This is a genomic window from Nocardiopsis trehalosi NBRC 14201, from assembly GCF_001552555.1.
GTDB lineage: Bacteria > Actinomycetota > Actinomycetes > Streptosporangiales > Streptosporangiaceae > Nocardiopsis_B > Nocardiopsis_B trehalosi.
Map to the genome: position 1 here is coordinate 35893 of NZ_BCRK01000013.1, position 24976 is coordinate 60868.

The following is a 24976-nucleotide window of genomic DNA, read 5'->3' on the forward strand; positions in this document are numbered from 1 at the left end:
GGGTGAATCCGCACGTCGGAGCGGCGTCGCAGCGGGGCCCGTCACAGTCGGGCGAACCACGCGCGCACGGCGTCGAGGGTGCCGGGCGCGAGCGCGGCCATGAGGGCGACGCGCGCCTTCTCGGCGGGCAGGCCGCGAGCGTCGATGGCCCCGATGTCGCGGGCGAGGCCGTCGGCGGTCTCCCCCGGGACGCGGGGCGGGACGCCGTCGGTCCGGCAGCGCGACGCGACGACGACCGGGACGCCCCACTCGGTGAACTCGCCGATCGTGGTGAACAGCCCGGCCGGGACGTTGCCCGCGCCGGTGCCCTGGAGGACGACGCCCCGCGCCCCCGCGTCGACCGCCGCGGTCAGCAGCTCCGGGGGGATGCCGGGGTAGGTGGTGATGAGCGCGACGTCGGTCTCGGGGGCGCCATGGCACGCGGGTGGGCGCGGGGGCGGGGCGGCGAGCGGGCGCACCCGCCCGGCGACGACCCGCCCCAGGGGCGCGTACGGCGCGGAGGAGAAGGGGGCGGCGCCGGCCGCGTCGACCTGGGTGGCCCAGCGGGCGGCGTGCAGGTGGTCGTCGGCGCAGATGACGGCGCCCGCGCCGCGCAGCGCCGGGTCGGCGGCCGCGGTGATCGCGGCGGCGAGGTTGCGGGGGCCGTCGGCGGAGAGGTCGTCCGCGCGCCGGGTGGCGCCCGTGAACACGATGCCGCCGCGCTCCGCCGCCGGGCCGGCCATCAGGTCGGCGAGGAAGGCGGTCTCCTCCATGGTGTCGGTGCCGTGGGTGACCACGACGCCGTCGAAGCCGTCGTCGGCGAGCGCGTCCCGGACGCGCCGGGCGAGGGCGAGCATGGTCGCCGGTGAGGTGTCCCAGCCGGGTTCGGCGAGGACGTCCTCGGCCCGGACGTCGGCGGGCACCCGGTCGGCGGGCAGGGCCGCGAGCAGGTCGGCCCCCGAGGCGACGACCGGTCGTCCTCCGCGCCGGCCGTGGGCGATGGTGTCCTTCGTCGCGAGCAGGAGTACGCGGGCGGCCACGGCGCTCCCTCCGGTCGGGCACGGCCGTGGCCGCGCGTATAACCCCTATGGGGTTACACTATGCCACCGCGCCTGGCGGCGCGAGGGGCGGCCGGTCCGGCCGGACGGTCCCCGCGCTGCCGTCCCGCGCACCACCCCTCGGGCGGCGGACCAGCGACGGCAGGCGCGCGCGGCCGCCACGGGTCCCAGGGCGATCACGGCGAGCCGTGAGAGCCCGACCGCGCGCCGCCGGGCCCTCTACCGGCGCAGCCCACTGGGCGACCACCTGGTCGACGGCACACCACCCGCCTGAAGCCGCCCCACTCCCGACACCGGTGACCCTTCCAAGCCCAGGAAGGCGCCGCCGCACGTCCGATACGGACGGGCCACGGACACCGGCGCCCCGCTGCCCCGGCGTCTACGCGCGGGGCAGCGGGGCGGCGGTCCGTCTCCGTCGGGCGGCGCCCGGCCGGCGGGCGGCGGATGCGGGGCGGTCCCGATCGGGACCGCGCCGCGGTGTCAGCGGGGCCAGGCGAACGCCTCGCCGACGGTGGCCGCGAGCTGCAGGTAGGCGTCGCGGGTGGCCGGGGAGAGCCGGTCGAGGTCGACCTCGGCACCCTCCTCCAGATGGGAGTCCCACGGCACCCGCACCACCGCGCGGCAGCGGCTGGCGAAGTGCTGCTCCAGCCGGTCCAGGTCGACGCTGCTCCTACCGTCGGTCCGGACCATCGACAGCACCACCACCGCGCCGCGCACCAGGTACCCGTACTGGTGGGCCTCCAGCCAGTCGAGGGTGGCGCTCGCGCTGCGGGCGCCGTCGACCGACGCCGAGCTGACCAGGACGACCTGGTCGGCCAGCCCCAGCACGCCGCGCATGGCCGAGTGCAGCAGCCCGGTACCGCAGTCGGTCAGGCAGATGGAGTAGTAGTGCTCCAGGATGCGCGAGACCTCGCGGTAGTCGGACTCGCTGAACGCCTCGGACACCGCGGGGTCGCGGTCGGAGGCGAGGATCTCCAGCCGGCTCGCCGCCTGCGACGTGAACCCGCGGATGTCGGCGTACCGGGAGATCAGCTCCTTCTCGTTGAGCAGGTCGCGGATGGTGGCGGCGGTCTCCAGCCGGACCTTGTCCGACAGCGTGCCCCGGTCGGGGTTGGCGTCGACGGCGAGCACCCGGTCGCCGCGCAGCGACGCCAGGGTGGAGCCGAGCGCCACCGTCGTCGTGGTCTTGCCGACCCCGCCCTTGAGGCTGAGCACCGCCACCCGGTGGTGCCCGCCGGCGACGTGGGTCCGGGCCCGCGCCGCGAGCTCCTGGCGGCGCAGCTCCGCCGCGGACTCCCCCGGGCTGAGCAGGCCGAACGACGCCGAGTGGATGGCCTTGCGCCACCCTTTGGCGGGCCCTCGGCGCTTCGGGCTGACCAGCGCCTCGGCGTTGAGGGCGTCGGAGGTCTCGGGGGCGCTGGGCGGCTGCTGGCCGACCGCGGGCTGCTCGCCGGTCAGGTGGACCCGGTACTGGAACGGCTGCCCGGAGTGCTGCTGCTGCGGGGGCGGCGGGGGCCGGTGCGGCGGCGCCGGCGGCCGCGCGGCGTCCGGGGACGCGCCCGGGTACGCCTGGCGCCACCCCGGCGCTCCCGGCCCCGGCTGCTGCTGCGGTGCCTGCGGCGGCTGGTACGGCTGTTGGGGGCCCGACCACTGGGGGTTCGGCTGCTGGGGGTGCGGCTGCCCGGGGGCGCCCGGGTACTGCGGCTGCCCGGCGGGCGACCACGGCGGCGGGGCGGGCGGCCCCGGCTGCCGACCGGTGTCGGGGACGGGCTGCTGCGGACCGGACGGCACGGGCCCGGGCGACCACGGCGCGGACGCCCCGTCCGCGATGGGCGGCACGGGCGGGTGGCCGCCGGTGTCGGGGCCCGGCTGCCGGTACGGCGGCTGGGGCGGCGCCGGCGGGCCCGCGTACCACCCGGCGTCGGGGCCCGGCGCGTCCGGGCGGGCGGCGTCGGGCGGGGTGTAGTCGAGGGGCGGCAGCTGCTCGGGCTCGGGCACGTCCTCGGCGAAGCGCGGCGCGGGGGCCTCGGCCGGCTCGTCCCGCGCCGGCTCGGGGGCGGCGGGGGCGTGGCCGGTGCCGTTGCCGCCGTAGGGCGACGCGGCCTCGGGGGCGTACTCGGTGGGCGGGACGGCGGGGGCCGCCCACCCGGCCCCGGTGTCGGGCGCGGGCGCGTCGAAGCGCCAGGTCCCGGCGGAGTCGTCGGGGTCGCCGCCCGCGTCCGGCGCGGCGTACCCGGCCTCGGGCGCGGGCGCGGGCGCGTCGAACCGCCATGTGCCGGCGGAGTCGTCGGGGTCGCCCCCGGCATCCGGCGCGGCGTACCCGGCGCCCGGCGCGGCGTACCCGGCGTCAGGCGCGGGCGCGTCGAACCGCCAGGTCCCCGCGGAGTCGTCCGCGTCACCGCCCGCACCGGGCGCGGTGTACCCGGACCCGGCGGTGTAGCCGGTGCCCGGCGCCGATCCGGCGTCCGGCGCGTACCCCGCCTCGGGGGCGGGGGGCTGCGGCGCGTACCCGGGGTCGGGCGCGGCGTACCCGCTGTCGGGCGACGCGTACCCGCCGGGGGCCGGGGCGGGCCCGGCCCCCGGTGCGGCGCCGTCCGGGGGCGCGGGGTCGCCGGAGGGCATCCGCAGCGTCTGCGCGTCGTCGTCGGACTCCCATGCCGCGGGCCCGCCGGGCCCGGCCGGGGCGTCGCCCGGGGGCCGCCCGCCGGGCGGCTGCGGGGCGTGCGGCGGCTCCGCGGTCCCCCCGTAGCCGGGCATGGCGTAGGGCGGCGGGGGCGGCACGTCCCCCAGGGCATAGGGAGGCGGTGGCGGGATCGCGCCGTCTCCGAACCACTGGTCGGCGGGAGACAGGCCGCTCGGCTCGTCGGCCGGAGCGCCCGGGTACTCCCCCTGCCGGTCGTCGGCCTCGCGGGCGGGCTCGCCCTCCCACGGACGCGTACCGGCATGCTCCGAACCGTCGTGCTCTCTCTGTGCCAACGCGGTTCTCCTCAAAACGCTTGCTCGGGTGCGCGGGTTGCCGTTTCCTGGCTCGGACCCCCGTGCTGGTCTCGCGGGCCCCCGGCCGGACGTGCGGCTGTCATGACCTCCCGCCAACAAAGATATGACCCCACTGCAAGGCCGGACACCACCGGCCGACAACGGTTGGGAGAAGGGCCGTCGACCCCTGCCACCTCAGACGCAGCGGGGGTAGCGTCGAATCATGCACGCGATCGTGATCACCCAGCCCGGTCCCGCCGACGTCCTCTCCTTCGCCGAGGTACCCGACCCGGTCCCCGGCCCCGGCGAGGTCCTCGTCGACGTCGCCGCGACGGCCGTGAACAGGGCCGACGTCAACCAGCGCCAGGGCAGCTACCCGCCGCCGAAGGGCGCCTCGGAGTACCCGGGCCTGGAGTGCTCGGGCCGCGTCGCCGCCCTGGGCCCCGGCACCGAGGACTCCGGCTGGTCGGTCGGCGACGAGGTGTGCGCGCTCCTCAGCGGCGGCGGATACGCCGAACGGGTCGCCGTCCCCGTCGGCCAGCTCCTGCGCGTTCCGCGCGGGGTGTCCCTGACCGAGGCCGCCGCCCTGCCCGAGGTGGCGGCGACGGTGTGGTCGAACGTGTTCATGGTCGGCCGGCTGCGGGCGGGCGAGACCCTGCTCGTCCACGGGGGCGGCAGCGGGATCGGCACCTTCGCCATCCAGCTCGCGCACGCCCGCGGCGCCCGGGTCATCACGACGGCGGGCAGCGCCGAGAAGCTGGAGCGCTGCCGGGAACTGGGCGCGGACGTGGGCATCGACTACCACCGGGAGGACTTCGCCGCGCGCGTCAAGGAGGAGACCGGCGGGGCCGGCGCCGACGTCGTCCTCGACATCATGGGCGGCTCCTACCTCGACGCGAACGTGCGGTCGCTGGCGGTCGGCGGCCGGGTGGTGATCATCGGGCTCATGGGCGGCCGTTCGGCCGAGCTGGACCTCGGCCGGATGCTGGTGAAGCGGCTGTCGGTGCACGCCACGACGCTGCGCGCGCGGCCGGTGGAGGAGAAGGCGGAGATCGTGGCGGGTGTCGCCGAACACGTCTGGCCGCTGGTCGAGGACGGCACCGTGCGGCCTATCGTGGACCGGACGGTTCCGCTGCGGGAGGCCGCCGAGGCCCACCGCATCATGGAGTCCAGTGCGCACGTCGGCAAGATCGTGCTCACCGTCTGACAACGCCGGGATTCGCGACACCTCAAGGTGAGGGTTTCAATGAGCAACGGACCGAACGAAGCAGAGCAGCCGCACGTCCTCATCGTGGGCCCCGGCGGCGCCACCGTGGGTGGCGGCAAGGGGTCCGACGAACGGGAGCCCGAGGAGCGCCCGCTGAGCGAGATGGTGGAGCAGCCCGCGAAGGTCATGCGCATCGGCAGCATGATCCGCCAGCTGCTCGAAGAGGTGAAGGCCGCCCCGCTCGACGACGCCAGCCGGGCCCGGCTCAAGGAGATCCACACCAACTCCATCAAGGAGCTGGAGGACGGCCTCGCCCCCGAGCTGACCGAGGAGCTGGAGCGGCTGACCCTGCCGTTCGCCGACGGCGGGACCCCCAGCGACGCGGAGCTGCGCATCGCCCAGGCGCAGCTGGTGGGCTGGCTGGAGGGGCTGTTCCACGGCATCCAGACCACGCTGTTCGCCCAGCAGATGGCGGCGCGGGCGCAGCTGGAGAACATGCGCAAGGCGCTGCCGTCGGGGGTGCCGGGCGGCCCCGACCCGGAGCAGGGCCGGGCGGGCTCGGGCCCCTACCTGTAGGCGGAGCGGCCCGCGCGCGGGGGCCGGGGCGGACGGTGGGTCCGACCCCGGCCCCCGCGCGTGGCGCTACTTCTTGGCGACGGGTTGGAGCACCTCGCGGCCGCCGACGAAGGGCCGCAGCGCCTCGGGCACCGCGACGGAGCCGTCGGCCTGCTGGTGGTTCTCCAGCAGGGCGACGATCCACCGCGTGGTCGCGAGGGTGCCGTTGAGGGTGGCGGCGAACCGCGGCCGGCCGTCCTCGCCGCGGTAGCGGATGTTCAGCCGCCGCGCCTGGAAGTCGGTGCAGTCGGAGGTGGAGGTGAGCTCGCGGTAGCGGCCCTGGGTGGGCACCCACGCCTCGCAGTCGTACTTGCGGGCCGCGCTGGTGCCGAGGTCGCCGGCCGCGGTGTCGATGACCCGGTAGGGGAGTTCGAGGGCGTCGAGCATCTCGCGCTGCCAGCCGAGCAGCCGCAGGTGCTCCTCGCGGGCGTCCTCGGGCCGGGTGTAGACGAACATCTCGACCTTGGTGAACTGGTGGACGCGGATGATGCCGCGGGTGTCCTTGCCGTAGGACCCGGCCTCGCGGCGGAAGCAGGTGGACCAGCCGGCGTAGCGGGTGGGCAGGGCGTCGCCGGGCAGGATCTCGCCGGCGTGGTAGCCGGCGAGGGGGACCTCGCTGGTGCCGACCAGGTAGAGGTCGTCGCCGGGCAGGTGGTAGACCTCGTCGGCGTGGGCGCCGAGGAAGCCGGTGCCCTCCATGGTCTCGGGCTTGACCAGGACGGGCGGGACGACGGGGGTGAACCCGTTGGCGGCGGCGCGCTGCACCGCCATGTTCATCAGGCCCATCTCCAGCAGCGCGCCGACCCCGGTGAGGAAGTAGAAGCGGGCGCCGGACACCTTGGCCCCGCGGTCGGTGTCGATGGCGCCGAGCAGCTCGCCGAGTTCGAGGTGGTCGCGCGGGGCGAAGTCGAACTCGCGCGGGGTGCCGACCGTGTCCAGGACGGCGAAGTCGTCGACGCCGCCCTCGGGCACGCCGTCCTCGACGATGTTGGGCACGCCCGCGAGGACGGTGTCGAGTTCGGTGGCGAGCCGGCCGGCCTCGGCCTCGGCCGCGCGGACGTCGGCCGCCAGCGCCTTGGCCTTGCCGAGCAGGCCCTCGCGCTCCTCGGGGGAGGCGGCCGAGACGGACTTGCCGACGCTCTTCTGCTCGGCGCGCAGGTTCTCGAAGCGCGACAGCGCGGCGCGCCGCCGGGAGTCGAGGTCGAGCAGCCGGTCGACCACGGCGTCGTCCTCGCCGCGGGCCCGCTGCGAGACACGCAGGCGGTCAGGGTCGTCTCGAAGAGCACGAAGGTCGATCACGTCAGCAGGTTACCGGTGCGGCGGCGTCGGGACACACCTCTTTGCGGCGGCGGCGCCCGCGCGGCCCGGCTCCGGCGGGCGGGCTCGGGCGGGGCGGCGCCGCGGAAATCCGCGGGACCCGCGTCATGGTCCCGTGACGCGGCGGTCTCTTTACGTGACGATGGGTCCGACCGAGGGCCCAGGGGGAGACGACGGAGGGGGACGCCATGGCGACCACGACGGGGGAGGGCCGCTGGCCGGCCAAGCCGCTGGCGGCGATGACGGCGGCGGAGCTGACCGCCGCCCAGGAGGAACTGGCCCGGATCGCGCCCGAGGACACGGCGCTGCACCTGGCGCTGCGCGCGGAACTGGTGCGGGCGGTGCTGGCGGAGGCGGCCGACGCGGCCGGGGAGCTGGTGGCGACGTGACGGGGGCCGGGCCGGCCGGCCGGAGGGGGCGGCCGGCCCGGCGGGTCAGGCGACGCCGCCCGCGCGGATGCGCTCCAGCCACTGCGCGGCCTCGTGGAAGTCGGCGTTGGTGGTGCCGCGCGTCGGCATGAACGGGGTGAGTTCGGTGTCGGCGTCGGCGCGCGGATAGCTGCCGAGGAACCGGACGTCCTTGCAGATGCGGCGCAGGCCCATGAGGGCCTCGCCGACCCGGGCGTCGGCGACGTGGCCGTCGGCGTCCAGGCAGAAGCAGTAGCGGCCCAGGCCGTCGCCGGTGGGCCGCGACTCCAGCCGGGTGAGGTTGACCCCGCGCACGGCGAACTGGTTCAGCAGCTCGACCAGGGCACCGGGGTGGTCGTCGCTGAGGAACGCGACGAGGGAGGTGCGGTCGGCGCCGGTGGGCGCCGGGAGGGCGCCGGGCCGGGCCAGCCGGATGAACCGGGTGGCGGCGTCGGCGCGGTCGCCCACGTTCTCGGCCAGCGGCACCAGGCCGTAGCGCTCACCGGCGATGCGGGCGGCGATGGCCGCGTCGTAGGGCGAGCCGGGTTCGGCCACCGCCTGGGCGGCGGCCGCGGTGGACGACACGGTGTGGGTCTCGGCGTCGGCGAGGTGGCGGGCCAGCCAGCCGCGGCACTGGGCCAGCGCGTGCGGGTGGGTGGCGACCCGCTTGACGTCGGCGAGCGCGACGTGCTCGCGGGCGAACAGGGTGAACTCGACCGGGACCGCGACCTCGGCGGTGATCAGCAGGGGGTCGCCGTTGACGAGTTCGGCGATGGTGGCGGAGACGCCGCCCTCGACGGAGTTCTCCAGCGGCACCACGCCGCTGTCGGCCGCCCCGCCGCGCACCGCCGCGAACACCGCGTCGACCCCGGAGCACGGCAGCAGCTCGTCGGCGGGGGCGTCGGGGGCGAGGGCCCGCAGGGCGGCTTCGGTGAAGGTGCCCTCGGGGCCGAGGTAGGCGTAGCGGTTCGGCATACCCCGCAGGTTATCCGGTGGTGGGCCGCTGCGACGGCGCGTGACGCGGCGGATGCGCCGGGGAGTGAGCGGCCGGGGGCCCGGATCGGCGGGCCGCCCCCGGCGGGCGCGCCCGCGGCACGTGGCGCGGGCGTGTCCGGTGCGGCCCGTCAGGTGGCGGCCTCGGGGACGTCGGGGGCCCCGTCGGTCGCGCCGGCCTCGTCGTCGCCCCGGCGCGGCGGGGGCGCGGTGGCGCCGACGGGCTTGACCGCGGGGGCGTCCTCGGTGGTGTCCGGCGCGGGCACGTTGCCGGGGCCCTGGCCGAGGCGGGCCGCCCGGATGGCGCGGTACTCCTCGGGCGACAGCGCCTCGGAGGCGCCCCCGCACTCGATGATCTTGGCGTAGGTCCGGGACTCGGTGCGCCCGTTGATGGAGGTCAGCACCACCCCGTCGCCCTCGGCGTTGAGCATGGCCAGGGAGAACGAGCGGGCGCCGGACATCTCCTCCAGCGCGTCGTAGCGCACCACGGCGACGTCGCGGATGGCGCGCAGGTCGAGCCCGGTGTCGGGCAGCGCGCGCTGGACGGCGGTGCGGCACTCGCCGACCGCGGTCCGGGCGCGGGTGAGCGCCCAGAAGCCGAGGGCGGTTCCGCACAGGCCCGCCAGCACGCCGATCACGGCAAGGGTTGTCGTCAGCACACCAGCGAGCGTACTGCTACGCCTGGTCGTCAGAGCGGTACGCAGCGTTATTATTGCGTCGACTTTGCGCGATTTTCCGCGAAACGGATCTTCCGGCGTCGCCGGCGCCCCGCCGCAGCCGCCCGGCGCCCCTACGGAGGGCGGGCCGCAGCTCGCGCGCCGCCAGCGCCCGGCCCACGTCGGCGAACTGGCGCGCGCGGTGCAACTGCGCCCGCAGGTCGGTGCCGGTGGCCCGGTGCTCCAGCGGCACCTCGACCTCGACCACCCGGAACCCGGCGCGCAGGACGTCGATGGTGAGCCCGGTCTCGACACCGAACCCGGCGGCCAGCGGCCGGGCGGCCTCGAAGGCGGCCCGGGTGATGCACCGCTGCCCGTTGAGCGGCTGCTCGGGCTCCCAGCCCGTGGCGCGGCGGATGCCGTCGCGGGCCAGCCGGACGACGAACCCGTGCCCGCCCAGCCGCATCCGGGTGGCCGGGAACAGGGCGATGGCCATGTCGGCGCCGCCGGCGCGGACCGGGGTGACGAGCGGACCGGCGCCGGCCGCGGAGTCGCCCAGGTCGGCGTCGAGGAAGAGCAGGTGGCGGGGGGCGGCGGGCCCGGCCTCCGCCTCGATGAGCCGGACGCCCTCGGCGCCGGTCTCCATGGCGGTGCCCTTGCCCCGGTTGCGGCCGTGCCGCAGCACGCGCGCCCCGGCGTCGGCGGCGACCGCCGCGGTGGAGTCGGCCGACCCGTCGTCGACGACCACGACCAGGTCGACGCCCGGCAACCCGCTCGCGGCCCGCACAGTGGCGGCGACGCGCTCCTGCTCGTCCTTCGCCGCGATGACGACCGCGACGCCGGGCTCCCCGTGGCTCATGGCCGCGCTCCTAGGTGGTGCCCGCGCCGGTCCCCGCCGCCAGCGGCAGCGCGTCGGTGGAGTCGCGGACGGTGAAGACGTCGATGAGGCCGGTGACCACGAGGATCTTGCGGACCGCGGGCTTGGGCGCGACGAGTTCCAGCTCACCGCCCGACGCGCGGACCCGCTTCATGGCCGACAGCAGCACGCTCAGCCCGGTGGAATCGCAGAACTCGACCCGCGACATGTCGACGAGGAGGCGGCGCGCCCCGTCGTCGAGCGCGGCGCCGAGCTCGCTGTGCAACTGCGGTGCGGTATAGAGGTCGATCTCGCCGAGCACGGTGACCACCGCGCAATCGTCCTGAGATCGACTCGATATCTTCAACTCCACATTCGTGACTGTAGCGGCCACGGCGGTGCCTGACCACCTCGTCGGCGGTGTTTCGCCACATCGGGCGGCGTGCGCAGGATTGGAACGGCCGGAACCGGGGAACTCAGGCGCGCGACACCATGGCGTCGAGCCACGGGACCGCCGCGCCGTCGGCGGCGGGCTCCTCGTCCGGGACGACCTCCAGGACGGCCCAGACCGTGGTGGTCCGGTCGTCGACCTCGGTGCCCCACTTGGCGGCGAGGTGCTGGACGATGCCCAGCCCGCGCCCGCCCAGCGCCGACAGCGACGGCCGGGCGATGCGCGGCAGGGTCTCGGCGCCCCCGTCCTGCACCGCGATCTCCAGCCACCCCCCGTGGTCGTCCACGGAACGGCCGACCTCCCACGACACCCGCACCGACCCGGGAGGGTAGGGCGCGGGCAGCGGCGCGGCGTGCCGCAGGGCGTTGCTCAGCAGTTCGCTCAGGATCAGCGCGGCGTCGTCGACCTTGCCCGACGTGAGGCCGGACGCGTGCAGGTCGGAGCAGAGGTGCCGACGCGCGCTGGTCACGCTCGCCGGCGCATGTGGCAGCAGTACGGCCCTCGACACGTCCTAATCTCCTCTTCCTCGGAGGCGGGCGCCCCGGCGCCCGCGTCCGATCGCCCCCGTGTGTACCGGCGGAGCGCCGGAGCGTTCGCCGCGCCCGCGGCGTCCGATCTCGCCCCGTATTCTCTTGGCCGGTCAACGGCAAAGTCTTGGTGTGCGACTCCGCCAGGGCCGAAATGCCCCGTTCGGTCCACATGGAAACACGTCACGCAGGGGCAACATCACCGTCATGCCTACTCAGCGTCGTGAAAGGTGCCACCGGCGTCCGCATCCGGCCGCGCCGCAGGCGTTCCGGACACCCCCGGTTCGGCCCGATGTAACGTGAATCTCATGCGGGTGCCACGGGGGTGCCGGGCGTGGGCGGTGACCTCGCCGCCCTGGGCGTGCGCCAGCCGGCGCACGATGTAGAGCCCGAGCCCGATCCCGCCGAACCTGCGGCGGTCGCCGGCCTCGCCCTGCACGAACCGGCCGAACACGCGCTCCTCATCGCCCTTGGGGATGCCGATCCCCTCGTCGTCGACGGTCACGACCACCCGGTCGCCGTCGGCCGCGGCGCGCACCACGATCCGCCCGCCGTCGGGCGAGTACTTGAACGCGTTCTCCAGCAGCTGCCCGATGACGACGTCGGTGGCCACGGGGTCGCCCACCGCGCGCGGCAGCCGCTCGGGGACCTCCAGCAGCAGGGTGTGCCGCGGGGAGAACGGGCGGAACGCGGCGGTGGTGTCGCACAGCAGCCGCGCCAGGTCGAACGGCGCGGCGCCCGAGGAGAGGTCGCCGCCCGCCGCGGCCGACCCCAGCAGCAGGTTCTCGACCAGCCGCGCCAGCGTGGCCGAGCGCTCCGCGATCGTGCCGACCGCGGACCGCCGGGCGTCCTCGTCGAGCTGGTCCCAGCGCTGTGCCAGCGTGCTCGCGAACCCCTGCACCACGGTGATCGGCGTCCGCAGCTCGTGGCCGGCGGTGGCCAGGAAGAGGTCCTTCTCCTCCTCCAGCGCCTTGGCCTCGCTGATGTCGCGGAAGTCGACCACGCGCTCGCCGGTCTCGGGGATGTCGGTGACGAGGATCTCCAGCCACCGGCCGCCCGCCAGCCGGTGCTTGACGTTCTCGCCCTGCCGGGCCGGCAGCGGGAACGGCGGCGGCCGCCCGACGACCTCGGCGAAGGACAGGCCGGTGAGTTCGGCGGCCGACCGGTTCCACTTGCGCACCCGCCCGCTGCGGCCCAGGACCGCGATGCCGTCGGCGCTGGAGTCGACCACCGCGTGCTCGTGCGCCCGCTGCCGCACGATCTCCTGGTAGGCCATGGCGTTGCCGAGCGCCACCCCCGCGTGCGCGGCCAGCAGCTCCAGCAGCTCCAGTTCGACGTGGCCCACCTTGCGCCGGCTGTACAGCGCGTACAGGGCGCCGTAGGGGCGGCCCTGCACGTTGGACACGCCCAGCGCGATGGTGTGCAGGCCGTCGAGGTCGGCCCAGATGAGGTCGTCCAGGCTGCGGGTGTCGTCGGTGGCCAGCAGCACCGTCTTGCCGCTGCGCAGCAGCTCGCCGAAGAGGCTGGAGGCCAGCGGCGCGCTGTAGCCGCGCAGGTGCGCCGAGAGCCGGGTGAGGCTGACCAGCCGCAGCCGGTCGTCCTCGATGAGCACGAACCCGCCGGCGTCGGCGCCGGTGAGCTCGGTCAGGCTGTGGGCGATGCGGTCGAGCACCGCGCCCAGGTCGAGGTCGGCGTTGATGTCGGCGACGACGTCGGTCAGCCGGCGCACCAGCCGGGCGCGCTCGGTCATGTGCGACCGCACGGTCCCCGCGTCCTCGTACGGGTGGAACACGGCCACCCACCCGGCGACGCCGCCGTCGTCGCCGTACAGGCAGCTGGTGTCCATGCGGACGTCGATGGCCGAGCCGTCGCGGCGCAGCCGCCGGCTCACGATCGACAGCGGGCCGCCCGCGCGGACCCGTTCGAGCACGGCGTGGTACTCGGCCATCAGCTCGTCGGGCACGATGGGCAGCGGCAGCCCGCGGATCTCGGCCGCCGACCACCCGAACATCCGCTCGGCCGCCGGGTTCCAGGCCGCCACGCGCAGAGCGGGGTCGACGGCCACGACCGCGTCCGCCGCACTGGCGAGAACGGCGTCGGCGCTGAGAGGGGAACGGTCGGGGGCCACGTCGTCATAGTGCCACCCGTACGCGGTCGCGCGGCCCGCCTTTACCCAAAAGCGGTCCCGTCCGGATTCCCCGCCCGGTCAGACCACCTGCGGCGGCGCCCCCGTCTCGCTGGCCATCGCGCGGCCCGACAGCGCCCACGCCTGCATGCCGCCGGCGACGTTGGCCGCCCGCCACCCGGCGTCGTTCAGCGCCTGCACCGCCTGCGCCGAGCGGCCGCCGACCCGGCACACCACGTAGACCTGCCGGTCCCGCGGGACCTCCCCGGCGCGCTGGCCCAGCTCGCCCAACGGGATGTGCACGGCGTCCGGCGCGTGGCCGGCCGCCCACTCGTCGGGCTCGCGCACGTCGAGCACGTACCCGCCGTCGGGCACCGTGCTGACCTCCACCACCGGCACGTTCTGTCCGAACACCGGGACCCCCTCGCATGACGTTGCGTACCTGGTTCATGACGATCGGGAACCGGCTGCCGGCTCCCCGCGTCGAACAGGTTATGCGCACGCACATCCCGGCGACCGCGCTGGTCCGCCCCGCAGCGCTCGCGGCCATGGCACTCCTGGTCGCGGGCTGCGGTGGCGGCGCCACCGGGGTCCAGACGCCGCAGGACAGCACCTCCCCGACCACGACCGAATCCCCCGCGCCGTCCGCGTCCCCGGAGGGCTCCCCCTCCGCCGACACGCCCGGCGCCGACGAGGACGGCGGGTCCGACCCGGCCGGCACCGACCCCGCCACCGAGCTGACCATCCGCATCGACGTCGCGGACGACGCCGCCCCCGGCGCCGCCGAACCCGCCGACTGGACGCTCACCTGCGCGCCCGTCGGCGGCGACCACCCCGACCCCGAGGCCGCCTGCGCCGACCTGGAGGACGCCGGCACCGACGCCTTCGCCGAGGTCGGCGACGACCAGGTGTGCACCCACATCCACGGCGGCCCCGAGGTCGCCACCGTCACCGGGCGGGTCGACGGCACCGAGGTCGACACCGAGTTCACCAAGGCCGGCGGCTGCGAGCTGGAGCGCTACGAGGAGATGGGCGCCGTCCTGGCCCCGTGACCGCCCCGCCTCACAGCGGGACGCTCCAGAACGCGACCTCGTGCCGCATGCCCTGGACGAACAGCTCCTCGGCGCGGTCCGGCGCCGGCCCCGCCTCGTCGATCATCCGGGCGAACACCTCGGTCAGCTCGACGAAGCCGGGGTCGGCGTAGGTCTCGATCCACCGGCGGTAGCGCGGGTCGGCCGGCGCCGGGCGGGCCGCCAGCTCCCGGCCCAGCGTCGAGTACCCCCACATGCACGGGTACATCGCGGCGAGGCCGTCGGCGTAGTCGGCCGCCGACTCCAGCAGCCACGCCGTGTACGCCGCGCACGCCGGGCCCTTGGCCGCGCCCTCCAGGTCGGCGCCGAACTCCGCCGCCAGCGACCGGTGCAGGGCCAGCTCCTCGTGCAGCGTCGAGTGCGCGAGGTCGACCAGCGTGCCCAGGTGGTGCGGCGGCGCCTGCCAGGCGAGCCGCGCGAACACCCGCACGTAGTCGAGGAGGTAGAGGTGGTCCTGTTCCAGCCAGGACCGGAAGACGCGCTCGGGCAGGTCGCCGCGGGAGATGCCGGCGACGGTGGGGTGGGCGAGCTGGGCGTCGACCAGGGGCCGGCCGGCCGCGTGCAGGCGTTCGCTGAGTCTCACGCGCAAAGTGTGACACGCGGCACCCGGGTGGCCGGAGGCGGCCGGTGCCGCACCGGGGGATGAACCGGCGCGCGGCGGGTAGGGATGACGCCGGAGACGACGCGAGCCCCGGCGCGTTGCGCCGGGGCTCGACAGATACTGCGGGAGGTGATCGTGGACCACGGTCCCCGTGGGCGAGGAGGGATTTGAACCCTCACATCCTTTCGGACACACGGACCTGAACCGTGCGCGTCTACCGTTCCGCCACCCGCCCGAGTGACATATAGAGTTGTGGTGCCACCGCTCCTGGGCGATCCGGTTTCCCGGCCCGTCCGGCTGGCGACAGAGACAAGGCTAGCACGGTCGCGACACCGGTCGCGCACCCGTTTCCGCCGCCCCGCGCGCCTGCCTCCCGGGCGCGCCGGACACCGGTTCCGGGCGCCGACGCGTGCGCGTGAAACCAAGGGCACGATTACCCGGTTACGATCGTCTGTACATCGGGAGTGGAGTAAGGGAGGTACCTCGTGGGAGTGCTCCAACGCTTCGAGCGCAGGCTTGAAGGCATGATCGAAGGCACCTTCGCGCGGGCCTTCAAGTCGGAGCTGCAGCCCGTCGAGATCGCCAGCGCCGTGCAACGCGAAATGGACGAGCGCGCCGCGATCGTCGCCCAGGGCCGCACCCTGGTACCCAACGACTTCGTCGTCGAGCTGGCCGTCGACGACAAGGGCCGGCTCGACGCCCTGGCCGACAGCATCGGCCAGGAGCTCGCGAAACTGGCCCGCGACTACGCCACCGAGCAGGGCTACTCGTTCGTCGGCCCGGTGAAGGTCAACTTCACCGCAGAGAACGACCTGCAGACCGGCCGGTTCCGCATCCGCTCCGGGGTGGTGCGCGGCACCACCCTCGAAGGCGGCGAGATCCGCCAGGAGCCCAACCACGTCGCGCACGCGTCGCCGCAGGCGCCCGGCCGGCCGCGGCTGCTCATCTCCCCCGGGGGCGCGGTCACCGAGGGCACCTCGGCGAGCCACGGGCAGCAGCAGTCGTTCGAGCTCAACGCCCAGGTCACCATGCTGGGCCGCGGCACCGACTGCGACCTCCGCCTGGTCGACAACGGGGTCTCCCGGCACCACGCCGAGATCCGCATCGACGGCGACGAGGCCGCCCTCATCGACCTGAACTCCACCAACGGCACCTTCGTCAACGGCCAGCAGGTGAAGCGCGCCCGCCTGGTCGACGGCACCCGCATCAGCCTCGGCCGCACCACCATGACCTTCCGCCGGGACTGACCCCGCGCGGCCGCAACCAAACCCGCCCTCCTGGCGTCTCAGGGGGCAAGCACGCCGGACCCCACGGATCTCGTCGCCCGCCCCCCAGGAGAGGAAGCCCCGCGGTACCGAGCTCGACGGCCCTTCCATTGAGTTCGTCGGGCTTTTCCGACACCATCCATTAGGGTTCGACGCCGAGTAGACGCGTGGCGGCGCCGATGGCCGCCACCCCGCCGGAACACGACAGGGGCTGAAGAGCAGTTCAATGTCCGACTTGACCCTCATGCTCATCAAGATCACGTTCCTCGGGGTGCTGTGGCTGTTCGTGATCATGGCGGTCGGAGTGATCCGCACCGACCTCCTCGGCCCCGTGAAGTCCAAGAGCGGGCGCAGTAAGCGCTCCGCCGAACCCCGGCGCGCCCCCGCCCCCAAGGCGCCCCGCGGCCGCCGCAACGAGCCCCGCGCCCTCGTCGTGACCAAGGGCCCGCTCACCGGCACCACCCTCAACCTCTCCTCCCAGCCCATCGTCATCGGCCGGGCCAAGGACGCCACGCTGGTCATCAACGACGACTACGCGTCGGGCCGGCACGCCCGCATCTTCTCGGACAACGGCCGGTGGGTCGTCGAGGACCTCGGGTCGACGAACGGCACCTACCTCGGTCAGCAGCGCCTGACCCGCCCCCAGCCCATCACGGTGGGGCAGCCCATCCGCATCGGCAAGACCGTCCTGGAACTGCGCAAATGACAATCGCTCTCCGATACGCGGCGTACTCCGACGTAGGATGCCTCCGCGAAGGCAACGAAGACTCCGCCTACGCCGGCCCGTACCTCCTCGCGGTCGCCGACGGGATGGGCGGGCACGCCGGCGGCGAGATCGCCAGCGCCATCGCGATCTCCACCCTCATGCCGCTCGACGACGACGTGCCGGGCGCCGAGCAGATGGTCGGCTCGCTCCAGCAGGCCGTCGAGCAGGCCAACACCACCCTCGCCCAGCGGGTCCGCGAGGAGCCCCGGCTGGAGAACATGGGCACCACCCTGACCGCCATGCTGTGGTCGGGCGCGCGGGTGGCCATGATCCACGTCGGCGACTCCCGCGCCTACCTGCTGCGCGGCGACGAGTTCGGCCAGATCACCCACGACCACACCCTGGTGCAGACCCTCGTCGACGAGGGCAAGATCACCGAGGAGGAGGTCGCCACCCACCCCCAGCGGTCCCTGCTGCTCCGCGCCCTCGACGGCCGCAGCCAGGTCGACCCCGACGTCTCCATCAGCGAGGCCCGCGTCGGCGACCGCTACCTCCTCTGCTCCGACGGCCTCTCCGGGGTCGTCAGCACGGAGACCATCCGCGACACGCTCGCGAGCGACCTCAGCGTCGACGCCGTCGCCCGCCGGCTCATCGACCTCGCCAACCGCGGCGGCGGCCCCGACAACATCACCGCGGTCGTGGCCGACGTCATCGACACCGCGACCGACCCGCAGGGCCCCACCCAGGCGCCGTCGGTCGTCGGAGCGGCCGACCAGCGCCGCGAGCCGCTGATGACCCCCGACACCCCGGCCGGCCGGGCGCAGGGCCTCAACCGCCCCGGCGGCGGCGACACCGCCGAGATGGACCGGGTCCCCGGCTACACGCCCGAGCCCGACGACGACACCCCCGAGGTCCGCACCCGCCGGTGGTGGCCGATGGTCGTCACCTTCCTGGTGGTCGTCGCGCTCCTCGCCGGGGCCGGCTACTACTTCGGCTCGCGCTACCTGAACAGCCAGTACTTCATCGGCCCCTCCGAGAACGGCGAGAACGTCGCCGTCTTCCGGGGCATCGACGACGACGTCGCCGGCTACCGCCTCGCCGAGCAGGTCGAGGACACCGGCATCCCCCTCGACGGCCTGCCCGAGACCGAGCGCGCCGCCGTCACCGGCACCATCACGTTCGAGGGCTCCGACCAGACCGGCCAGGCCGACACGCGCGTGGCCGAGCTGCGCCAGCGGGCCGACGAGTGCGCCGCCGACCCCGAGTCGTGCGGGCTGCCGGGCGGCGCCCAGGAGCAGGAGCCCCGGCAGGACGGCGCCGAGGCCACGCCCGGCACCGCCGGCGCCGGCACGGCCCCCGAGACCACCGGAGGGGAGTAGATGGAGGCGCCCACCGCACTGCCGCCGGTCAAACGGCGCAACGCCGAGCTCGTGATGACGCTGTTCGCGATCGCCATCACGCTGTTCGCCATGATCGAGGCGGGCCTGACCCGCAACGGCGAGATGCCGCCCAGCCTGTTCCTCTACGGCATGCTGTTCGGCGGCCTGGCCGTCCTCGCGCACTTCTTCATCCGGTTCTTCGCGCCCTGGTCCGACCCGCTGCTGCTGCCCCTGGCCACCCTGCTCAACGGCCTGGGCATCGCGATGCTGTGGCGGCTGTACGAGGCCACCGGGGACACCTCCGGCGGCAGCGCGATGAACCAGCTCATCCTCACCGCGGCCAGCATGGCGGTGTTCGCGGGCATCGTGTTCTTCCTCAAGGAACCCCGCACGCTGCAGCGCTACCCCTACCTCATGGCGATCGGCGCGGTGTTCCTGCTGCTGCTCCCGCTGATCCCCGGCCTGGGCCAGACCATCAACGGCGCCCGGCAGTGGATCAGCCTCGGATTCACCTCGCTGCAGCCGTCGGAGTTCGCCAAGATCGCCCTGGTCATCTTCCTGTCGGGGTACATGGTGACCAAGCGCGACGTGCTCGCGCTGGCCAGCCGGCAGATCAAGGTCGGCCGCTTCAAGGTGCTCGACCTGCCGCGGATGCGCGACACCGCCCCCATGGCCGTCATGTGGGGCTTCTGCATCATCGTGCTCGTCATCCTGATGAACGACCTCGGCACGTCGCTGCTGCTGTTCGGCACGTTCCTCGCGATGATCTACGTCGCCACGCAGCGGTCGTCGTGGATCATCATCGGGCTGGCCGCGTTCTTCGGCGCCTGCGCCGCCCTGTACCCGTTCGTGCCGCACTTCCGGGTCCGCATGGTCACCTGGCTCGACGCGTTCCGGCCGGACGTGTACTGCACCGACCAGTACCTCAACGACCCCGAGGCGTTCTGCCAGACCGCCGGCAACAGCCAGCAGCTCGTCCAGGGCCTGTTCGCCATGGCCGAGGGCGGCATGACCGGCGCCGGCATGGGCGGCGGCAAGCCCGCCTACGTGCCCGAGGTGCAGAACGACTTCATCTTCTCCGCGTTCGGTGAGGAGCTCGGCCTGACCGGCGTCATGGTGATGCTGATGGCGCTCGCCCTGCTGGTCGAGCGCGGCATGCGCATCGCGCTCGCCTCCAAGGAGCTCTTCATCAAGATGTTCGCCTCCGGCATCTCCTTCCTGCTGGCCTTCCAGACCTTCGTCGTCATCGGCGGGGTCACCCGGGTCATCCCGATGACCGGTGCGACCATCCCGTTCGTCGCGAAGGGCGGTTCGGCCCTGCTGTCGAGCTGGGTGATGCTCGCCCTGCTGATGCGGATGAGCAACAACGCGCGCAAACCCGCGCCGCAGGCGATCCAGGACGAGGGCGCGACCCAGGTGATCTCCCGATGAACAAGCCCATCCGCCGCCTCGCCGTCTTCGCCATGGCCCTGTTCGGCGTGCTGCTGCTCAACGTCACCTGGATCCAGGCGTTCCAGGCCGACCACCTGCGCGAGCACGAGTACAACCGGCGCCAGTTCGTCGACAGCCTCAACCAGGCGCGCGGCGCCATCCTCGTCGGCAACCAGGAGGTCGCCTACTCCGAGCCCGTCGGCGGCGACAGCGAGCAGTACCAGCGCGTCTACGAGAACGGCCCGCTCTACGCCCCGGTCACCGGCGCGTTCCGGGCGGGCAGCTCCACCGGTATCGAGCAGACCGAGAACGCGCTGCTCAACGGCGACGACGAGCAGCTCGCCGTGGGCAACTTCCTCGACATGCTGACCGGCGAGGAGCCGCAGGGCGCGAGCGTCCAGCTCACCATCCACGAGGGCGCCCAGCAGGCCGCCATGGACGGGTTCGAGGCCCTGGGCCAGAACGGCGCCGCGGTCGCGCTCGACCCGTCCACCGGCGCCGTGCTCGCCTCGTTCTCCAGCCCCACCTACGACCCCAACTCGGTCGCCAGCGTCACCGAGACCGAGGCGGCCGGCGAGGCGTGGACCGACCTGGAGACCGACGAGCAGCAGCCGCTGCTCAACCGGGGCCTCAACGAGCGCTACCCGCCGGGGTCGACGTTCAAGATCGTCACGGCGGCGGCCGCGCTGGAGGCCGGGGAGACCCCCGAGTCCACCATCGACGCCCCCGAGACCCTGGACCTCGGCGCCCCGCTGCCGAACGCGTTCGGCGGCCCGTGCAACGGCGGGTCCCCCGACTCGCTCGCGCACTCCATCGAAATCTCCTGCAACACCTCGATGGCCAACTGGGCGATCGAGCTCGGCGGCCAGGCCATGACCGACCAGGCCACCGCGTTCGGATTCAACACCGAGATCCCCGGCATCCCGGTGCCCGTCACCGAGAGCCTGGCCCCGGTCGAGACCGACCCCAACATCCTGGGCCGCTCCGGCATCGGCCAGTCCAACGTCGAGGCCACCCCCCTGCAGATGGCCATGGTGGCCGCCGGCGTCGCCAACGACGGCGACGTCATGACCCCGTACCTGGTCGAGTCCGTGCGGGCGTCCGACCTGTCCGAGATCGAGTCCGCCAGCCCCGACGTCCTCACCACGGCCGTCAGCGGCTCCACCGCCGACGACCTCACCGAGATGATGATCGGCGTGACCGAGGGCGACGAGGGGTCCGGCACCAGCGGTGCCATCCCCGGCATCCAGGTGGCCGGCAAGACCGGTACCGCCGAGACCGCCAGCGGGCCGACCCACAACTGGTTCATCTCCTTCGCGCCCGCCGACGACCCGCAGGTCGCCGTCGCGGTCGTGGTCGAGCACGGCGGCGGCAGCGGCGGCACCCTCGCCGCGCCGATCGCGAAGGGGATCATGGAGGCAGTGATCAACGAGTGAGCGCGAACGACGAGGGCGGCCGAGGCCCCGGGAGCGACCTCGCGGGCGTGGTCCTGAGCGACCGCTACGAGCTCCAGGAGCAGATCGGCTCCGGCGGCATGGGCACCGTGTGGCGGGCCAACGACACCCTGCTCAACCGGCCGGTCGCCGTGAAGCTGCTGCACCCCGCGCAGATGGCCGAGCCCACCGCCCGCGAGCGGTTCCGCACCGAGGGCCGGATCACCGCGGGGCTGTCGCACCCGGGCATCGCCCAGGTCTTCGACTACGGCGAGCAGGACGACCGCGCCTACCTCATCATGGAGCTGGTCCCCGGCGAGCCGCTGTCGTCCATCCTGCGGCGCAACGACGGGCTGGAGCCGGGCGTCACGCTCGACGTCGTCGCCCAGTCGGCGGCGGCGCTCGCCGCCGCGCACGCGCGCGGGGTGGTCCACCGCGACATCAAGCCGGGCAACCTGCTCGTCACCGAGGACGGCACGGTCAAGCTCACCGACTTCGGCATCGCCCGCGGCAACGAGTCGGTGACCCTCACCCAGACCGGCATGGTCATGGGCACGGCGCAGTACATCTCGCCGGAGCAGGCGTCCGGCCGCCCGGCCACGTTCGCCTCCGACATCTACGCGCTCGGCGTGGTGGCCTACGAGTGCCTCGCGGGGCGGCCGCCGTTCACCGCCGACACGCCGCTGGCGCTGGCGCTCGCGCACACCCGCGAGCCCCCGCCGCCGCTGCCCGGCTCCGTGCCGCCGCAGATCGCCGAGCTCGTGGCCCGCCTGCTGGAGAAGTCGCCCGACGACCGGCCCGAGTCCGCGGGCGAGGTCGCCCGCCTGGCGCAGCAGCTCCGCGCCGGCATCGGCCCCGCCCTCGGCGGCGCCACCACCGCGATGGACCTCACCGACGCCGCCCACACCATGGTGGCGGGCGCCGCCGCGGCCGGGGTCTCCACCCAGCCCGAGGCCATTCCGCCCACGTCCCCGGGACGTTCCACCGCAAGTCCCGCGTCGTCCCCGGACGGCGCGCCCTACTCCGATAGGGTGGGCCGCGAGTCCTCGCGGAAGCGGCCGAGCCTGCCGGTGGTCCTGGCCGCCGTCGCCGCGGCGGTGGTCCTGGTGGTGGGGGTGGCGATGGCCGGCCGGTTGTGGGGCGGCGCGCCCCAGGAGGGCGAGAACGTCGGCAACCCCCAGCCGGACGACCAGCCCAGCAGCTCCGCCCCGGCGAGCCCCGACACCGCGCCCTCCACCCCGCAGGACCAGGAGACCGGGTACGAGGCACCGCCGCCCGACGGCGGCACGGACACCGTGAGCCCCGAACCCTCCACCGAGGTCCCGGCCGAGCCCTCCGGCGAACCCACGGGCGACACGCCCACCGGCGAACCCACCGGCGGACCGGGCGAGCAGCCCGACCCGCCGAACGAGGGGGAGGAGCCTCCCCCGGGGAACGGCAACGAGAACGGCAACGGCAACGGCAACGGCAACCAGGACGACGCGGGGGAAGCGTAGCCAGGCGGTACCAGACCCACCACTCGCCAGGTGGCCCCGGGCCACCGCGGAGATACGAGGAACAGTTCACGACATGTCTCAGCCACGGCTACTCGGCGGCCGCTACGAGCTCGACGGCGTCATCGGGCGGGGCGGCATGGCCGAGGTCTTCCGCGCCCGAGACCTCCGCCTCGACCGGCTGGTCGCCGTCAAGACGCTCCGCCACGACCTCGCCCGCGACCACATCTTCCAGGCGCGGTTCCGGCGCGAGGCCCAGTCGGCGGCGTCGCTGAACCACCCCTCGATCATCGCGGTGTACGACACCGGCGAGGACATGGTCGACGGTGTCTCCATCCCGTTCATCGTCATGGAGTTCGTCGACGGGCGCACGCTCAAGGAGCTGCTCGACGACAACCGGCCGCTGCTGCCCGAGCGCTGCGCCGAGATCACCGACGGCATCCTGCGGGCGCTGGAGTACAGCCACCGCAACGGCATCGTGCACCGCGACATCAAGCCGGCGAACGTCATGCTGACCCGGCAGGCCGAGGTCAAGGTGATGGACTTCGGCATCGCGCGGACGATGGACGACAACCAGGCGACGATGACCCAGACCTCCCAGGTCATCGGCACGGCGCAGTACCTCTCGCCCGAGCAGGCCCGCGGCGAGCGCGTCGACCCCCGCAGCGACATCTACTCCACCGGCTGCGTGCTCTACGAGCTGCTGACCGGCCGGCCGCCGTTCACCGGCGACTCCCCGGTGTCGATCGCCTACCAGCACGTGCGCGAGGACCCGGTCCCGCCGTCCCAGATCGACCCCGAGGTCCCGCAGTGGCTCGAGGGCGTCGTCCTGCGGGCCATGACCAAGGACCGCGAGCAGCGGTACCAGACCGCCGAGGAGATGCGCCAGGACATCCAGCGGGGGCTCCAGGGGATGCCCACGCAGGCCGGCACCATGGCCATCGCCGCGGCCGGGGCCACCACCACCCTGCCGCCCGTCCAGGACCGGCGGGACGACTACGACGATTACGACGACTACGACGACGACCGCGACCGACGCGGGTCCCGCACCGCCCTGTGGGTGGCGCTGGGGGCGGCCGTCGTGGCGGCGCTGGCGTTCGTCGTCTGGCTGCTGTTCCTGCAGTCCCCGGCCGACGAGATGGAGATCCCCGACGTCTCGGGCCAGTCGGAGGACGAGGCCCGCCAGGAGCTGGAGGCCGCGGAGTTCACCAACGTCGCGCCCGAGGCGCGCGAGGAGAACAGCGACGACGTCCCCGAGGGCGAGGTCATCGAGACCGACCCCGCCGCGGGGGAGTCCGTCACCGCCGACCGCGAGATCACCATCGTGGTGTCCTCCGGCCCGGGCTCGCAGGAGATCCCCAACGTCGTCGGCCAGGACGTCGACAGCGCCACGCAGGCGCTGGAGGAGGCCGGGTTCGAGATCGGCGACACCTCCGAGGAGGAGTCCGACTCCTACCCGGAGGGGCAGGTCATCCGGACCGACCCGCCGGGCGGGCAGTCGGCCGATCCGGGCAGCCGGATCAACCTCGTCGTGTCCAGCGGGGCCAGGCAGGTCGCGGTGCCCGACCTGAACGGGATGACCCGCGACGAGGCCGCCTCCGCGCTGGAGGACGCCGGGCTGAGCGCGAACTTCACCGAGGAGGACAGCGACCAGGAGGCCGGCCGGGTCATCCGGCAGGACCCGGGTCCCGACTCCCAGGTCGACCCCGGGTCGTCCGTCACCGTGGTCCTCGCCCGGCAGCCGCAGGAGAGCCCGCCGGCGTCCAGCGAGCCGCCGCCGGGCGGCGGTGAGGAGTCGCCGCCGCCGGGGTGGCCCTCGGGCATCCCGTGGCCGCCCGGGAGCGACAACTCCCAGGACCGCGACTGGTGGGACAGCGACGACTGACCGTGACCCCGCACCGGCCGATCCGGCCGGTGCGGGTCCCGCAGCCCCCCGCTGAGGCGTAGACTGGTGCACTCGTCACGCCTCAGTTCCGGCCGAATCGTTTTGGAGCAGCGACCGTGCCCAAATCCCGCAACGATCGCAAGAAGAAGGCCGTCTACACGCCGCCGCCCTCGGCGGCGAAGCCGAAGGTCAGCCCCCGCTGGCTGGCCCCGACCATGATCGCCTTCGGCCTCCTCGGCATCCTGTGGATCGCGGTGTACTACATCGCCGGCGCGATGATCCCCTACATGCAGGACCTCGGGAACTGGAACCTGGCCATCGGGTTCGGCGGCATCATCATCTGCGTCATCTTGTCCACACGCTGGCACTGAGCGCGTTTTCCCAGGTCGGAGCGGTTTCCGACTAGTTATCCACAACTCGCGGCAGCGGTATCCACAGAGTTATCCACAGACTGTGGGTAGCTGTGTTCGACATACCCCTGGCCACCTCGGACGACGGCGGGGCGGGACCGACCGGTCCCGCCCC

At 74.2% G+C, this 24976-nt stretch carries 23 protein-coding genes and 1 tRNA gene; 12 read left to right on the plus strand and 12 right to left on the minus strand.

Annotated elements, in window-relative coordinates; genetic code table 11:
• Positions 1–41: 41 nt before the first annotated feature.
• Together NT8_RS04220 and NT8_RS30630 are read right to left on the minus strand one after the other, a co-directional pair.
• Positions 42–1019 (minus strand): asparaginase, encoded by a 978-nt coding sequence (locus NT8_RS04220; RefSeq protein WP_067964449.1) that lies wholly within the window; start codon positions 1017–1019, stop codon positions 42–44.
• A gap of 498 nt (positions 1020–1517) precedes the next feature.
• Positions 1518–3035 (minus strand): MinD/ParA family ATP-binding protein, encoded by a 1518-nt coding sequence (locus NT8_RS30630; RefSeq protein WP_394326564.1) that lies wholly within the window; start codon positions 3033–3035, stop codon positions 1518–1520.
• Between the two features lie 1201 nt (positions 3036–4236).
• On the opposite strand from NT8_RS30630, the gene NT8_RS04230 reads away from it, so the two are divergent.
• Together NT8_RS04230 and NT8_RS04235 are read left to right on the plus strand one after the other, a co-directional pair.
• The gene (locus NT8_RS04230; RefSeq protein WP_067964451.1) at positions 4237–5220 is read left to right on the plus strand and encodes an NAD(P)H-quinone oxidoreductase; all 984 of its coding nucleotides are present in this window, start codon (positions 4237–4239) and stop codon (positions 5218–5220) included.
• 39 nt (positions 5221–5259) lie between these two features.
• The gene (locus NT8_RS04235; RefSeq protein WP_067964453.1) at positions 5260–5796 is read left to right on the plus strand and encodes a bacterial proteasome activator family protein; all 537 of its coding nucleotides are present in this window, start codon (positions 5260–5262) and stop codon (positions 5794–5796) included.
• 66 nt (positions 5797–5862) lie between these two features.
• Here the strand turns inward: NT8_RS04235 and serS are convergent, their stop codons facing one another.
• Complete coding sequence (serS, locus tag NT8_RS04240; RefSeq protein WP_067964455.1) at positions 5863–7134, minus strand: serine--tRNA ligase; 1272 nt, start codon at positions 7132–7134, stop codon at positions 5863–5865.
• 206 nt (positions 7135–7340) lie between these two features.
• Between serS and NT8_RS04245 the strand changes: the two genes are divergently transcribed.
• Complete coding sequence (locus tag NT8_RS04245) at positions 7341–7541, plus strand: hypothetical protein (RefSeq protein WP_067964457.1); 201 nt, start codon at positions 7341–7343, stop codon at positions 7539–7541.
• Between the two features lie 45 nt (positions 7542–7586).
• Here the strand turns inward: NT8_RS04245 and pheA are convergent, their stop codons facing one another.
• The 7 genes from pheA to NT8_RS04280 all read right to left on the minus strand — a co-directional run bounded on the left by pheA (position 7587) and on the right by NT8_RS04280 (position 13581).
• On the minus strand, positions 7587–8534 hold the full coding sequence (pheA, locus tag NT8_RS04250) for a prephenate dehydratase (protein ID WP_067964459.1): 948 nt from the start codon (positions 8532–8534) through the stop codon (positions 7587–7589).
• A 149-nt stretch (positions 8535–8683) separates the two neighbouring features.
• The gene (locus NT8_RS04255) at positions 8684–9211 is read right to left on the minus strand and encodes a DUF4446 family protein (protein ID WP_176579677.1); all 528 of its coding nucleotides are present in this window, start codon (positions 9209–9211) and stop codon (positions 8684–8686) included.
• 16 nt (positions 9212–9227) lie between these two features.
• The gene (locus NT8_RS04260) at positions 9228–10067 is read right to left on the minus strand and encodes a glycosyltransferase family 2 protein (protein ID WP_067964461.1); all 840 of its coding nucleotides are present in this window, start codon (positions 10065–10067) and stop codon (positions 9228–9230) included.
• Between the two features lie 10 nt (positions 10068–10077).
• A complete protein-coding gene (locus tag NT8_RS04265) occupies positions 10078–10437 on the minus strand; it encodes an STAS domain-containing protein (RefSeq protein ID WP_084468634.1) in 360 nt (119 codons plus the stop codon).
• 103 nt (positions 10438–10540) lie between these two features.
• Positions 10541–11023: an ATP-binding protein gene (locus NT8_RS04270; protein ID WP_084468635.1), complete on the minus strand. Its 483-nt coding sequence runs from the start codon at positions 11021–11023 to the stop codon at positions 10541–10543.
• Between the two features lie 230 nt (positions 11024–11253).
• Positions 11254–13170, minus strand: a complete 1917-nt coding sequence (locus NT8_RS04275; RefSeq protein ID WP_067964465.1) for a PAS domain S-box protein — start codon at positions 13168–13170, stop codon at positions 11254–11256.
• A gap of 78 nt (positions 13171–13248) precedes the next feature.
• Positions 13249–13581 (minus strand): rhodanese-like domain-containing protein, encoded by a 333-nt coding sequence (locus NT8_RS04280; protein WP_067964467.1) that lies wholly within the window; start codon positions 13579–13581, stop codon positions 13249–13251.
• Positions 13582–13595: 14 nt separating this feature from the next.
• Here NT8_RS04280 and NT8_RS04285 point away from each other — a divergent pair, with 14 nt between their 5' ends.
• Entirely contained in the window at positions 13596–14219 is a 624-nt protein-coding gene (locus NT8_RS04285) for an SSI family serine proteinase inhibitor (RefSeq protein ID WP_369406282.1), read from the plus strand.
• A 10-nt stretch (positions 14220–14229) separates the two neighbouring features.
• Here the strand turns inward: NT8_RS04285 and NT8_RS04290 are convergent, their stop codons facing one another.
• Together NT8_RS04290 and NT8_RS04295 are read right to left on the minus strand one after the other, a co-directional pair.
• Positions 14230–14841: a TenA family protein gene (locus tag NT8_RS04290; RefSeq protein ID WP_067964471.1), complete on the minus strand. Its 612-nt coding sequence runs from the start codon at positions 14839–14841 to the stop codon at positions 14230–14232.
• A gap of 170 nt (positions 14842–15011) precedes the next feature.
• Positions 15012–15094: transfer RNA gene (locus tag NT8_RS04295), tRNA-Leu, on the minus strand.
• Positions 15095–15344: 250 nt separating this feature from the next.
• On the opposite strand from NT8_RS04295, the gene NT8_RS04300 reads away from it, so the two are divergent.
• The 8 genes from NT8_RS04300 to NT8_RS04335 all read left to right on the plus strand — a co-directional run bounded on the left by NT8_RS04300 (position 15345) and on the right by NT8_RS04335 (position 24822).
• Positions 15345–16106 (plus strand): FhaA domain-containing protein, encoded by a 762-nt coding sequence (locus NT8_RS04300; protein WP_449406612.1) that lies wholly within the window; start codon positions 15345–15347, stop codon positions 16104–16106.
• A gap of 244 nt (positions 16107–16350) precedes the next feature.
• Positions 16351–16830 (plus strand): FHA domain-containing protein FhaB/FipA, encoded by a 480-nt coding sequence (locus NT8_RS04305; protein ID WP_067964475.1) that lies wholly within the window; start codon positions 16351–16353, stop codon positions 16828–16830.
• Positions 16827–18209, plus strand: coding sequence for a Stp1/IreP family PP2C-type Ser/Thr phosphatase (locus NT8_RS04310; protein WP_067964477.1), 1383 nt, complete (start codon positions 16827–16829; stop codon positions 18207–18209). Before NT8_RS04305 ends, NT8_RS04310 begins: the two co-directional genes overlap by 4 nt.
• Positions 18210–19640: an FtsW/RodA/SpoVE family cell cycle protein gene (locus tag NT8_RS04315; RefSeq protein ID WP_067964479.1), complete on the plus strand. Its 1431-nt coding sequence runs from the start codon at positions 18210–18212 to the stop codon at positions 19638–19640. It abuts the gene before it with no gap.
• Positions 19637–21076, plus strand: a complete 1440-nt coding sequence (locus NT8_RS04320) for a peptidoglycan D,D-transpeptidase FtsI family protein (RefSeq protein ID WP_067964481.1) — start codon at positions 19637–19639, stop codon at positions 21074–21076. Before NT8_RS04315 ends, NT8_RS04320 begins: the two co-directional genes overlap by 4 nt.
• Complete coding sequence (locus NT8_RS04325; RefSeq protein WP_067964483.1) at positions 21073–22569, plus strand: serine/threonine-protein kinase; 1497 nt, start codon at positions 21073–21075, stop codon at positions 22567–22569. Before NT8_RS04320 ends, NT8_RS04325 begins: the two co-directional genes overlap by 4 nt.
• A 73-nt stretch (positions 22570–22642) precedes the next feature.
• Positions 22643–24451, plus strand: a complete 1809-nt coding sequence (gene pknB / locus NT8_RS04330; RefSeq protein ID WP_067964485.1) for a Stk1 family PASTA domain-containing Ser/Thr kinase — start codon at positions 22643–22645, stop codon at positions 24449–24451.
• Positions 24452–24567: 116 nt separating this feature from the next.
• Complete coding sequence (locus tag NT8_RS04335) at positions 24568–24822, plus strand: cell division protein CrgA (RefSeq protein WP_067964487.1); 255 nt, start codon at positions 24568–24570, stop codon at positions 24820–24822.
• Positions 24823–24976 lie beyond the last annotated feature (154 nt).